This is a genomic window from Duganella fentianensis, from assembly GCF_964031615.1.
GTDB classification, from domain to species: Bacteria; Pseudomonadota; Gammaproteobacteria; order Burkholderiales; family Burkholderiaceae_D; genus Rugamonas; species Rugamonas fentianensis_A.
The window spans coordinates 426,509-438,583 of the sequence record NZ_CAXIQN010000022.1 but is presented as its reverse complement, the minus strand read 5'-3'; the positions used below and the strand labels follow the sequence as shown (position 1 = coordinate 438,583).

Below are 12,075 nucleotides of genomic sequence, written 5' to 3'. Positions count from 1 at the left end.
TTAGATTAGACCGGTGCGCTGCAGTGCTATTAAAAACTGCGGCGCACCTGCCATCTTGTTGCAAAGTACGGTTTTACCTTAGCATGAAACGCCGATCCGAACGCTTTAGTAAGCGACCATATAACGGCTGGCAAGTAAGGCCAGATTCCTGTCCAGTGTCCATAATTGCGCCGTAGGCGTCGTCAGTGTCGATAGCAAGAGCATCAAATCAATCAGACCACACCCCAAGCCAAACAGCGCTTCCCTTTCGATAAAGGCGATACTTGCTCTCACTTCTATCCATCGACTCAAAGGCAACAGATCGAGTGCCCGCATCGTCTGCGCACGCGGTGATGGCGGCGTTCCCGAAGCAATCTCTCCAATAATAAAAGGATGTATCAACACAAGGCCCCGCGTCAGCAAATCTATGAGCGCAGTATTCTTATGCCGAAAGTGATCGATCCAGACAGAGGTATCGACGAGAACGTTCATTGTGCTATCGAATCTCGAAAGCGGGGAATCTCAACCATGTCAGGCATGGTGCCCCCAAGCTTGGCCAATTCCATGCCAGCACGTATGCGTACCAGCATCCTGAGAGCCTGAACTACCAGTTCATCGGCATCCGTCGCAGCATCGACCAGAGACAACGCCGTATTCCACAACTGATCATCAACGATTACGGAAAGCTTCATGACATCTCCGGCGGTTAGGTGTTAGCGAGCAATGGGCCACTCTCTCGAATGGCTGCTAACGGTTCTGACCGACATATTTGCCTTGAGTTCCGCGGTGCTGCTAGAAATCTTGACTAGAACAATAAGTCCTTACGTTGGCGTCGCGCCCTGATGGGGATCTTTTTCCTGCCACTTGGAAGCCCCTAGCAGGATCACGTGCAGTTGCTGCACGAAGTTCTCTTCCATTTCGCCTTCCAGCAATGGCTGACCGGGCGGCAGATCCAGAATATCGGTCGCTGCCGCCAGCATCGTCATCACCACTAGCCCGCAGACCATCTGCAAACGCGGCGTGGATAATTCACGATAGCGGCCCAGCGCCCGCAAGTCCTGCGCCATTTCGTTGGTGAAGTGGGTCACATCGGTACGGATCGCCAGCCGCAAAATGCGGCTACCACCGGAACGCTCGGTGGCAATAAACTGGAACTGCAGCCGGTTGGCCTTGACATAGTCGAGGTACACCCGCACCGAGCGGCGCAGGATGGAACCGCGCGATACATCAATCTGGCGCGCCTCGCGCAGCAGACGGCGCAGCGTAATGCCCATCTCGTCCACCAGTTCCAGCCCCAGTTCGTCGGTATTGCGGAAGTGGCGGTAGAACGCATTCGGCACCACGCCGGCCTGCCGCGCAATCTCGCGCAGCCCCAGACTGGTAAAGCTGCGCCCCTCCCCTACCAGCGTCAGCGCCGCCTGCAGCAAGGCTCTGCGGGTGCCCGTCTTGCGCTCGGGGCGTGCCGTACTTTCCTCAGTATCGTGTTCGCTCATGGTCGTCGTGTGTACAGATGTACCACTATTTTACCTGCTCAATGCGGGGAGATGCGAGAGCCGAACGGCACAATTGCCTAATTAATAAGCACATTGCGCTTGACTTGATGTGTACAAGTGTCCACAATTACGCTGATTCTATTTATTTGCCACATCATGACGATCCAAGCATCAATGGCGCGTCTGGCGGACATGTTTGCCTACCCGCTGCGCCATTCCCACTACGTAGAGCTGGTCAACCCGCTCTGGACCACCCACAAACTGATGGCACGGGTTATCGCCGTGCAGCAGGAAACCAGCGATAGCCGCACCCTGACCCTGCGTCCGGGCACTGGCTGGCGCAGCCACCGTCCGGGCCAGTTCGTGCGCCTCGGCGTACCGATCGACGGCCAGCGCCATACCCGTACCTACTCGATCTCGTCCGCGCCTAACCGCGACGATGGCTGTATCACCGTCACCATCAAAGCTATCGCCGGCGGCCGCGTGTCGCAGCATCTGGTACATCAAGTGCAAGTGGGCGAATACCTGCCGCTGGGCGAACCGCAAGGCGAATTCGTGCTGCCGGAATCCATGCCGGTGCGCCCCCTGTTCATCACGGGCGGTAGCGGCATCACACCCATCATGAGCATGCTGCGCAACTACGTGCAGGAATTTGAAGTCATTCCGGACAGCGTGCACCTGCACTACGCACCGCGCCAGAACGAAGTGATCTTCGGCAGCGAACTGGCCGCACTGACCGGCAGCCAGCCGCACTACAAGCTGCAGCACTTCTACACGCGCGAAGGTGGCGCTCACTTCAATGCGGCGCAACTGGAAGCCGTCTGCCCCGACTGGCGCGAGCGCGAAGTCTGGGCCTGCGGTCCGGCCAGCTTGCTGGAAGCCGTTGAAGCGCACTGGCGCGCTGCAGGGCTCGAACATCTGCTGCATGTGGAGCGCTTCCATGCGCCCATCGCCATCAGCACGGAGACTGCTACGGCGGGCCGCGTGCGTTTTGCCGCCAGCGCGACTGAAGCGGCGTCGGATGGCATCAGCAATCTGCTGCGCATCGCCGAAGATGCCGGCCTCAATCCCAAGCACGGCTGCCGCATGGGCATCTGCCACGGCTGCGACACCAAACTAGTGAGCGGCTCCGTGCGCGACCTGCGCAACGGCACCGTCATCGCCGAACCGGGCGACACCGTGCAAGTGTGCGTCTGCGCCGCCGTGGGCGACGTCGAACTGGCGCTGTAACTAATCATCGAGAATTTCATGCCTATTCCATCTCACCTTACTCCCGCCGACATCGACGCCTTTGGGGCGCAGATCGAAGCGATCCGCAATGAAGTCATGGCCGACCGCGGCGAACGCGATGCGCGCTATATCCGTCGCCTGCTGACCATCCACCGCTGCCTCGAAATCGGCGGCCGCCTCGGCATCTACGCCAGTCTGGCACTGCTGCCGCAATGGGGCCACGCGCTGGCTAGCTGGGCGCTGTTCTGGCCCGTGATGGTGCTGGGCGTGCTGACGCTGGGCGCTGCCAAGATTCTGGAAAATATGGAGATCGGCCACAACGTGCTGCACGCACAATGGGACTGGCTGCGCGATCCGGAAATCCAGTCGGGCCGCTGGGAATGGGATCACGTCTGCCCGTCCGACCAGTGGAAGCACGCGCACAACGTCAAGCACCATACGTGGACCAATGTGCTGGGCAAGGATGCCGATGTGGCAGGCTACGGTCTGCTGCGCATGTTCTCCGGTCAGCGCTGGAAGCCGTTCAATCTGGGTAACCCACTGTGGGCACTGCTGCTGGCGATCTTCTTCGAGTGGGGCATCGCAATTCAGGAACTGGAGCTAGGCCGCGTCATCAAGGGCCGCATGAAGTGGTCGGTGCTGCGCCCGATGGTGCTGCGTACACGTGCCAAGATCTGGCGTCAGATGCGTAAGGATTATCTGCTGTTCCCGCTGCTGGCTGGCCCGTTCTTCTTTTATGTGGCGGGTGCGAATGCGATGGCCAACATCGTGCGCAATCTGTGGACCTATCTGATTATCTTCTGCGGCCACTTCCCGATGGACGTGCATGTGTTCACCAAGGCCGAGGTGGAGAATGAAACGCGGGCGCACTGGTATGTGCGGCAGTTGCTAGGCTCCTGCAATATCAGCGGCGGCAAACTGTTCCACATCATGAGCGGCAATCTGAGCCACCAGATCGAGCATCATCTGTTCCCTGATATGCCGAGCAATCGCTATGGCGAAGTAGCGCCGCGGGTGCGCGCACTGTGCGAGCAGTATCGTCTGCCGTACCATACGGGTTCGCTGACGCGCCAGTTCGGCACCACGGTACTGCGCATCTTGCGTATGAGCTTCCCCGGTTACAGCCCGTATCTGGATAACGCACCGCCGCCACGCTCGCCGCGTACACGTGCCACCACTGAATCGACTACTCCTGCCTGATCCACTGAATTAAGCCTGCGAATTCGTTCCGGAATTTCGCAGGCTCGCGGCGTCCAATGCCCAATGATATTTCCTTGAGCGCTAGCTGAATCACCACGAATTTTCTAGACACTCGATAGCAAACTGGTTGAACACTCATCATCTTCCACCCACCGAGCCTTGGCCCAAGTCCAATGCTTTTCCAATGCGACATGGCTCGGGCGATCTTGCAGGCCCACAGGCATACGAACATTCAAGCCAGCAAGATACTCATAAGCCGTACCATACAAGGTCGGTGATATGCTCACTGACATCAAGGCTGGATTAATCGTGATCTTACCCAAATCAAAGAGTATATGGAGATCGGCTCGCAGAAGAAGTCCATTATTCACCACATTAGTTTCTTTTCCCATATAGCCAAAAATGTGCGCAGCTTCAAGAGCAGCATGAACGTCGCAATTAGATATCGCACAACGCCCGCCGTATGCTTCTAACACTGAGCTTCGAAACTTTCCCTGCCCCTGGCGACAAACGATTTCCGCTAGTACCTTTTTACGCGCATCCTCGATATTCTTAGGATCAAAGGTATCGCTGTTATGGTTTGTAGCGCCGTTCCCCAGGAACGAACTCGGCCTAGCATTACCGATGCCTTCAAGTTTGAAAAAGCCATTTTCCCACCTACGTACAAATGCCAGGCCTAATACCTTGTATCGAGGATTTGGTTTAGCTTTGACCTGCCGGATTACCCCAACAGGAATCTCGTCAAGTTGACAAGCTTCTAGCGCTACGTTTGTGTACTCGCTGCGCCCCTCTGATGTATCGAGTCGCTCTTGAAAATAGTCGTATGTCCAGGACCCGTCAGACATAAATTGGGGCTCACGATCTGGATACGGACCGCCCAATGATTCACGGATACTAAGTGCATAAGCAGAACCAGCAGGTTTGTGAATTCCTTTAGCCTTATTGACTAGAAACATTCCGCTCGCCATCGGTGCAGGCCAAGGCACTTCTTGCCCTTGCTTTTCATGGAACCATTGAAGAGCCTCCCGATGAGCAGTGGGAAGGTCACGTATTTTTTTCGTCGAGAATAATGGCATTATTGATAAATTTTTCATTTAGACATTTATCAAGAATGCACGTTTACCGATTGTTGCGCAATATTTTTCAAATATTGTCGTTGTCTAGGGCAAACAAAGCAGAGAGGTTAGGCAGCAATGTCGTACGAAGGACTTTCGCTTCCCAACCAAAATCCCAAAAAATCCCTTGACTACTCACTTTCATGAATAGCGTTGATGCTTTTAGGCTCCTTCCGCACAACATAGATAGGCAGCTAGGACAACCATGCATGTGCGCTCATCTGAGCGCACATAGTTGGGATTTATGCTGCGGGCAATACTAAACTTTGCCTAGGTATTCTCAGTATCGAATACGGCATGCCGTCGCAAACTGCCATATGGCGAGTGATATGAGGCCGTACGCGCGCCCTCGGCGCGCGAAACTACCCCCACTAAGAGCAGCAGGTGGGAAATTGCTCTAATTGAAAGGAAACCTTATTTCACTTGGACGATATCCTTAACTGGTTAGCGCCCTCTCCCCCAAAACATCCCCCGAACCGCTAGCAAGGAGAGCAGCCGATAATGTTAACAGGTCCGAGTTCGGGACAATCCACCAAGAATAATTGTTAAATACATCATAAAACTCTGAACTTAGCAGCATAGACAAATTGACAACAAACCGTCCACTTTCTAGCTTTTGCATCCTTGAAGTATGTAAGCACTACCGTTTCAATATTGGATAGACATTATTTACCAATCGTAGAATCAGATAAGGAAGCTTCTTCTCATAAACCGCAATGTACTTGTATATAAGATAAGAAACATCAGAATTAATTTTATTGCTCAGCACCTTATTCCAAAATGGAGGGTCATACCTTTGAATGTTGGAAAAAGCAAACATCGTCAAAAAGTGAATCGCTATCTCTGGCAAACTGAATTGAAGTGGGCTATCGAGAAGATAAAACTCCCCGTATAAATCTTGCATAATACTTAAATTCAAACTCAAAAACACCTCTTGAGGAATGAGATACCGAAGACGCCCATCTATTTTTTCATTCTTTCCGTGCAACAACCTGTCAAATTTCTCTTCATCTAAGTATATTTTCCCATCACCGATCACCATTTCATACCCAACGGATGTTCCGAGAGAGACATTCTTGATTTTTACAGGGAATATCATTTTCTCCATTCCCAAAAAATCATTTAAGTAACTGGAAAGCTCAGGCATGTATCCAAATAATGAGCCAAGAGTTATCTTTTGACCAACCTCAAAAAATTTCTTTATTGATTCAAAATTGTTTTTTATGATATGCGTATTATTTGAATCTAAAAAATACCCGGTAGGAAAAGACAAAAGTAAATCTGTAAATGTTCCAAAAGGAACGTCCCCCCCAAGCTTAATTGAATATTCGTCATGAACATAATCCAATCCATGGTGTCCCGTTAACGTATCAAGACTGTACCTTATGGGGTTAGAGAGCACGATCAAGCCATAAGCGTAAGCTGTAAGGGAGTAAAAATAGAGAAGTGGCTTGACACTGGTAGAGCTCTTTTTCCCAGACTCAAAAAGCTCTCTTCCTTGCGTGAAACAATTTCTAACCTGCTCCGCAACATCATTATTTATTCCGTCAGTACTTGTTTTCTTTTGATATCGATATATTCTTTTTATTTTGTCGACATCTTCTAGAGAATGAAGCAATTCAAAGATATCGGTTTCATTTGTCAAAGACTCCAGTGACAGTACTTTTTTATCTCGATCAAAATTTATTCTCTTTAATATTTCCTCTGAAAACATTTGGAAATTTCTTTGCGGCGGAGGCAAGTCACTGTATTCATGCTCAGTGTAAAAATTCCTTAAGTCCTTAAAAATTCTTCGTTCTTCCGACGACAAATTTTTCCATTGCTCCTTCAATTCTTCTCGCCGTTTCATATTCGCTGCATAATCGCACTCTTCGAAAGGCATTCGATTCAGTTTCTCATTCCTTGATTCTTGAACCTCACTTCGGAAGAAGTTCTTTTGATCGAAATCTGTACTCTTCATCTCGCTCTCGCATTTTTTTATGAAAATGTTTCAAGATTAGCACGCCAGACAATAAGAGAAACTCTCAAATTCTATCAATTTGATAAATTATCGCTATGGGAATTAAACTATTGCATATTAGCATCGTTGCCCGATGTTGCTACACGTACACTTCAGGGCTCTTGCCGCCGGCCGTCCCAAAAGTCATTAGTAGCTAATCAATTCCAACAATAACTTTTGATATCCTCGCAAAACAAAATATTCCCGGCCCTCGCCAAAAGCTACACTGGTGTTCACTTGAGTGCATGGTCGGAGGTATTCTCCACAATTAGCTATCTTCGCACTGCCAGCCTTTTTCCCATACCTCTGCGCCTTTACGCAGCTCGACTACTTCGGCCTGTAATGCCTTACGCTCTTCCAGCAATTTGGCAATTTTATGCAGCTGTCAGGCGACAGTTGTCCATCGCCCCGTTACTATATTCAGACCTTGATCTTCAAGGTTTTGGGTCAGCCAAGTTCGGCATGATTGTTGTCTACAGTCGACCATGAGCCGGGGGGCACCGAACTTGGTGGGTGGCGGATGGTCGATGATAAAGACTTTGCTCAGGTAAAAATTCTGAGGCCATCCGTAACTTGGATGCCGAGACCCGCTGCGGTAACTCTTTGGCCATTGGAACTTCTTGTATCGGGAGGTCGTATCGACGCGATTGAACATTACACTGCTTTCGACATCCGAATTAAGATTGAAATTGGTAAGGGCGAACACCACGCCCTTACACTTAGCAGGGCTGTTAAACGCTTGTTCGATAAAGCTTTGCGAAATGATAAAACTAGACTGAGAGCTTTGATTTCCAGTCTCAAGCAACACGGTCAGCTGTTGTTGATCGTTGATCAGCCCACAACCATCGACACATTGCCAATGATCGTAGACAGAGCGGAAAGCATTCTGGTGGCGTATCTTCCCGATCTTGCCGGCAGAAAAAAAGCGTGGCGAACAGACTTTGCAGGCTAGCGCCTAGAATGGAGAAAGGCTTGGCACATGAAGCTTGGCAGGCGCTTTCCGAAAAGACGGTGATCGGTTTCGGGAATGAACGCCGCCACGATTGTGCTACCACGCGTAACACATCGACACTCTGCACTACGCAAGCAACGCGTTGAGGTCGCCCATGAGGTTGAACAACTGGTGCAAGCGCACCTTCTTTATTCAATCCTGACCAGCAAGCCAGGCATCGGCATAAGGACTACTGCCCGACTCATTACATAATCGCAGCGAAAGTATTCGCCTCGGCTGCTCATCTCGCAGCCTATGCATGGCTGACACGCGTTACCTGTCGATCATGCTCCTCGATTCGAGGTAAGCATCCATCACAACGGGGAAACGAATCCTTGCTCGTGCGGCCTTTCCGGCACTACGGAACCCAATTTCGCGGGCTTACTATGCGCGAACGATTATCCAAGGTGAGCGACACAACCAAGCATTGATCGCTCTCGCTAGCCCCCCCCCTTCAACTTGCATTACGCCATGATGCGAGATGGGACATCTTATTACCCCGCACCGATCAAAGCTGCTTGACGATGGGCATAGCCTCCCCCAACGGCAACGTCTGCAGTCGCAACGTAGGATGAACAGATTTTGCAGTGTCATTACAGAAAATTATACATCGCGACAAGAATTTAAATTCCACAAGGAATCAAAAATTTCATATGTGAATGTGTTAGTATAAATAATTCCACCGGGAACTTTTTGTATTTATTGCCACATTCACAGGCAACTTACAGAGATCGAGATACATTTTTCAGGACTAAGCGCAATGAAAAAGTTAGCACTTCTTTTGGCACTAAACATCGCGATCCAAGCAACTGCGACCGCTGCAGACTCAAAAATTCTTGACGACTTGAGCAAAACGCTAAATACGATAGCTAATTTAGGCAAACCTCAAGCGGGGCCTGCATTCTCACAAAATGTGATGTCGAACGAGGTACGAGTATCTTTTTCTACAAAGTTGCAACCAACAACGGATGATCAACGTATCTATACCGAATGGGAAGCAATTATTCCACTCGCGGCACGAATAGTGGGGCTTTCCGCATGCGGCGTTGGACCATACCCCCAAAATGGCTCGCAAAATGAAATTGAGGCTTGGAAATCACTTGGTAGATGGATAGATCCCGATGTTAAAAACCCTATGTACTATGGCACTTTTCCATTAGCAGTTTGGCATACACAATATCACTCGAAATCTTCATGCATGAGTATCCTTCGCACAGACCGATGGACCAAACCGTCTAAGAACACACTTTCATTTCGAGCACAGTTCGTTTCAACTGGAAGCGATGAAACGGTGAATATCAACTATCTTTTCAAAATACTTGATGATGGTACTTGGGTACTCAATAACGCTTATTTATGAACACTCATTCAATTTACGGTAAGGCCTGCTGTTCAAATGCTAAAGCCGAAAATTTCCGTTCTCTTCAAAAAATTGGACATGGTTACAGTTATTGGTACGAAATATTTCTGAGCAAACTGACCAAAAAGAAAGGCACGACTTAATGCATACCGCGCGCCCTCGGCGCGCGAGGCTGCCCGCAGAGCGGGCAGCAGTTGGGCGATTCGGAGCGGTTCGCCCCTGCAGGGGCGAGACCTTCGAATCCCCCTCGCAGAGCGCGAAGGCGCTCTGCTTCTCTCCGCCATGAAACAAATGCAAAAAGGCCACCCGAGGGTGGCCTTTTTAACATTTGTATTCCTGGCGGAGAGAGGGGGATTCGAACCCCCGATAGGCTATAAACCTATACACGCTTTCCAGGCGTGCGACTTCAACCACTCATCCACCTCTCCTGCTTGCTTCCCCTTCCGGAGAAGCCGCAAATTATAGCAAATATTCCCAAGACTACAAAGTTTATTTGCCGCGCCTAACTTCGCCCTTAGGACGCTTCTTTCAGCTGCTCCAGAATCGCTGGATTTTCCAGCGTGGAGACGTCCTGCGTAATCGTCTCGCCCTTGGCCAGCACGCGCAGCAAACGACGCATGATCTTGCCCGAACGAGTCTTCGGCAGATTGTCACCAAAGCGGATTTCTTTTGGCTTGGCAATCGGACCAATCTCTTTCGCCACCCAGTTGCGCAGTTCCAGTGCCAGTTTCTTAGCATCTTCGCCAGTCGGACGTGCCTGCTTCAGCACGACGAAGGCACAGATCGATTCGCCCGTGGTCTCGTCCGGCTTGCCTACCACCGCAGCTTCTGCTACCAGCGGATTAGCCACCAGCGCCGACTCGATTTCCATCGTGCCCATACGGTGACCGGAAACGTTCAGCACATCGTCGATACGACCGGTGATGGTGAAGTAGCCGGTGTCCTTGTTACGGATCGCGCCGTCACCTGCCAGATACATCTTGCCGCCCAGTTCTTCCGGGAAGTAGCTCGATTTGAAGCGGTCCGGGTTGTTCCAGATGGTGCGGATCATCGATGGCCATGGACGTTTGACGACCAGAATACCGCCCTGACCATTCGGCACATCGGCGCCCGATTCGTCCACGATGGCGGCCATGATGCCCGGCAGTGGCAGCGTGCACGAACCCGGTACCATCGGGGTGGCGCCCGGCAGCGGGGTGATCATGTGACCGCCCGTTTCAGTCTGCCAGAAGGTGTCTACAATCGGGCACACTTCGCGGCCAACCTGGGTGTAGTACCACATCCAGGCTTCCGGATTGATCGGCTCACCCACGGTGCCCAGCAGACGTACGCTGGACAGGTCGTAGTTTTTCGGATGCACGCTGGCGTCCAGATCGGAAGCTTTGATCAGCGAACGGATCGCGGTCGGCGCCGTGTAGAAGATGCTGACTTTGTGCTTGGCGATGGTGTCCCAGAAGCGGCCGGCATTCGGGAAGGTCGGAATACCTTCAAACACCACCTGCGTGGCGCCCACTGCGGTCGGGCCGTAGGCGATGTAGCTGTGACCAGTTACCCAGCCGATGTCGGCGGTACACCAGTACACGTCGGTCGGCTTGATGTCGAACGACCATTTCATCGTCAGCGCGGCCCACAGCAGATAACCGCCGCTCGAGTGCTGCACGCCTTTCGGAGTGCCGGTCGAACCGGAGGTGTAGAGAATGAACAGCGGGTGCTCGGCATCCACCCATTCTGGCTCGCATTCGGCCGACTGGTGATCCACCAGATCGTGCAGCCACAGGTCGCGGCCTGCCACGAAGTTGATGTTGCCACCCGTGCGTTTGTAGACGATCACGTCTTTGACACATTCGCAGCCGCCCAGTGCCAGCGCTTCGTCGACGATGGCTTTGAGTGGCAGTTGTTTGCCGCCGCGCATCTGTTCGTCGGCGGTGATCACAGCCACGGCGCCCGCGTCGATGATACGTTCTTGCAGCGATTTGGCGGAGAAGCCGCCGAATACGACCGAGTGGGTCGCGCCGATACGGGCACAAGCCTGCATGGCGGCCACGCCTTCTACCGACATCGACATGTAGATGATGACGCGATCACCTTTTTTGATGCCGCGCGATTTCAGACCGTTGGCGAATTTGCAGACTTTTTCGTGCAGTTCCTTGTAGCTCACGTGCACCGATTTGCCGTCGTCCGCTTCGAAGATGATGGCAGTCTTGTCGGCATTGCCGTTCTGCAGATTGCGGTCGAGGCAGTTGTAGGATACGTTCAGGTGGCCGTCTTCGAACCATTTGTAGAACGGGGCATTGTCTTCGTTCAGCACTTTGCTGAACGGTTTCTGCCACACCAGATTTTCCTTGGCCAGACGGCCCCAGAAGCCTTCGTAGTCAGCAGCTGCTTCAGCGCACAGGGCGTTGTAAGCATCCATGCCCGACACGGTGGCCTGCGCGGCGAACGCTGCTGGCGATGGGAAGATGCGGGATTCTTGTGGACCTTGTTGAGTCGTAGTGCTGGTCATGCTCGTCTCCTGAGTTTGTAATCTTTGAGATAACCATAATCGTCGTCGCTTACTGAGCCCTTACAGGCTGTGGTGGCGAACAGACTATATTAGCATTATGCTATTTTATCAAGATTTCCACGCGCTGTAGCACACGCCACAGCAGACACTACATTGCACTGCGATTCAGCGTTTGCGCGTGTAAAATACCGCCAACCCGCGCTAC

At 51.9% G+C, this 12,075-nt stretch carries 9 protein-coding genes, 1 tRNA gene and 1 pseudogene; 4 read left to right on the top strand and 7 right to left on the bottom strand.

All coding sequences use genetic code 11. The annotated features are described in order from the left end of the window. Window positions 1-105 precede the first annotated feature (105 nt). The 3 genes from ABNT42_RS19035 to fabR form a co-directional block, all read right to left on the bottom strand. Window positions 106-471: a VapC toxin family PIN domain ribonuclease gene (locus ABNT42_RS19035; protein ID WP_348699614.1), complete on the bottom strand. Its 366-nt coding sequence runs from the start codon at window positions 469-471 to the stop codon at window positions 106-108. After that, complete coding sequence (locus ABNT42_RS19030; RefSeq protein ID WP_348699612.1) at window positions 468-671, bottom strand: type II toxin-antitoxin system VapB family antitoxin; 204 nt, start codon at window positions 669-671, stop codon at window positions 468-470. Before ABNT42_RS19030 ends, ABNT42_RS19035 begins: the two co-directional genes overlap by 4 nt. Window positions 672-800: 129 nt before the next feature. Beyond that, window positions 801-1,472: an HTH-type transcriptional repressor FabR gene (gene fabR, locus ABNT42_RS19025; protein ID WP_348699611.1), complete on the bottom strand. Its 672-nt coding sequence runs from the start codon at window positions 1,470-1,472 to the stop codon at window positions 801-803. Window positions 1,473-1,628: 156 nt separating this feature from the next. Between fabR and ABNT42_RS19020 the strand changes: the two genes are divergently transcribed. Next, window positions 1,629-2,702: a ferredoxin reductase gene (locus ABNT42_RS19020; protein ID WP_348699610.1), complete on the top strand. Its 1,074-nt coding sequence runs from the start codon at window positions 1,629-1,631 to the stop codon at window positions 2,700-2,702. A gap of 18 nt (window positions 2,703-2,720) precedes the next feature. Continuing rightward, window positions 2,721-3,902, top strand: a complete 1,182-nt coding sequence (locus tag ABNT42_RS19015; protein WP_348699608.1) for an acyl-CoA desaturase — start codon at window positions 2,721-2,723, stop codon at window positions 3,900-3,902. 104 nt (window positions 3,903-4,006) lie between these two features. On the opposite strand, the gene ABNT42_RS19010 is transcribed toward ABNT42_RS19015, so the two are convergent. Both ABNT42_RS19010 and ABNT42_RS19005 read right to left on the bottom strand, forming a co-directional pair. Then, the gene (locus tag ABNT42_RS19010; RefSeq protein WP_348699606.1) at window positions 4,007-4,996 is read right to left on the bottom strand and encodes an HNH endonuclease signature motif containing protein; all 990 of its coding nucleotides are present in this window, start codon (window positions 4,994-4,996) and stop codon (window positions 4,007-4,009) included. A gap of 661 nt (window positions 4,997-5,657) precedes the next feature. Continuing rightward, on the bottom strand, window positions 5,658-6,977 hold the full coding sequence (locus ABNT42_RS19005) for a YaaC family protein (protein ID WP_348699604.1): 1,320 nt from the start codon (window positions 6,975-6,977) through the stop codon (window positions 5,658-5,660). Window positions 6,978-7,653: 676 nt separating this feature from the next. Here ABNT42_RS19005 and ABNT42_RS19000 point away from each other — a divergent pair. Both ABNT42_RS19000 and ABNT42_RS18995 read left to right on the top strand, forming a co-directional pair. Further along, window positions 7,654-8,529, top strand: a pseudogene (locus ABNT42_RS19000) (transposase). Window positions 8,530-8,767: 238 nt separating this feature from the next. Beyond that, window positions 8,768-9,367, top strand: a complete 600-nt coding sequence (locus ABNT42_RS18995) for a hypothetical protein (RefSeq protein WP_348699602.1) — start codon at window positions 8,768-8,770, stop codon at window positions 9,365-9,367. A 337-nt stretch (window positions 9,368-9,704) separates the two neighbouring features. On the opposite strand, the gene ABNT42_RS18990 is transcribed toward ABNT42_RS18995, so the two are convergent. Further along, a tRNA-Ser gene (locus ABNT42_RS18990) sits at window positions 9,705-9,795 on the bottom strand. Window positions 9,796-9,881: 86 nt separating this feature from the next. Further along, entirely contained in the window at window positions 9,882-11,870 is a 1,989-nt protein-coding gene (gene acs / locus ABNT42_RS18985; RefSeq protein WP_348699600.1) for an acetate--CoA ligase, read from the bottom strand. Window positions 11,871-12,075: the final 205 nt, after the last annotated feature.

What these genes read in the sequence shown, in the direction of transcription:
- fabR (WP_348699611.1), bottom strand. Translation starts at nt 1,472, where the DNA reads ATGAGCGAACACGATACTGAGGAAAGTACGGCACGCCCCGAGCGCAAG.
- ABNT42_RS19010 (WP_348699606.1), bottom strand. Translation starts at nt 4,996, where the DNA reads ATGAAAAATTTATCAATAATGCCATTATTCTCGACGAAAAAAATACGT.
- ABNT42_RS19005 (WP_348699604.1), bottom strand. Translation starts at nt 6,977, where the DNA reads ATGAAGAGTACAGATTTCGATCAAAAGAACTTCTTCCGAAGTGAGGTT.
- ABNT42_RS19030 (WP_348699612.1), bottom strand. Translation starts at nt 671, where the DNA reads ATGAAGCTTTCCGTAATCGTTGATGATCAGTTGTGGAATACGGCGTTG.
- acs (WP_348699600.1), bottom strand. Translation starts at nt 11,870, where the DNA reads ATGACCAGCACTACGACTCAACAAGGTCCACAAGAATCCCGCATCTTC.
- ABNT42_RS18995 (WP_348699602.1), top strand. Translation starts at nt 8,768, where the DNA reads ATGAAAAAGTTAGCACTTCTTTTGGCACTAAACATCGCGATCCAAGCA.
- ABNT42_RS19035 (WP_348699614.1), bottom strand. Translation starts at nt 471, where the DNA reads ATGAACGTTCTCGTCGATACCTCTGTCTGGATCGATCACTTTCGGCAT.
- ABNT42_RS19015 (WP_348699608.1), top strand. Translation starts at nt 2,721, where the DNA reads ATGCCTATTCCATCTCACCTTACTCCCGCCGACATCGACGCCTTTGGG.
- ABNT42_RS19020 (WP_348699610.1), top strand. Translation starts at nt 1,629, where the DNA reads ATGACGATCCAAGCATCAATGGCGCGTCTGGCGGACATGTTTGCCTAC.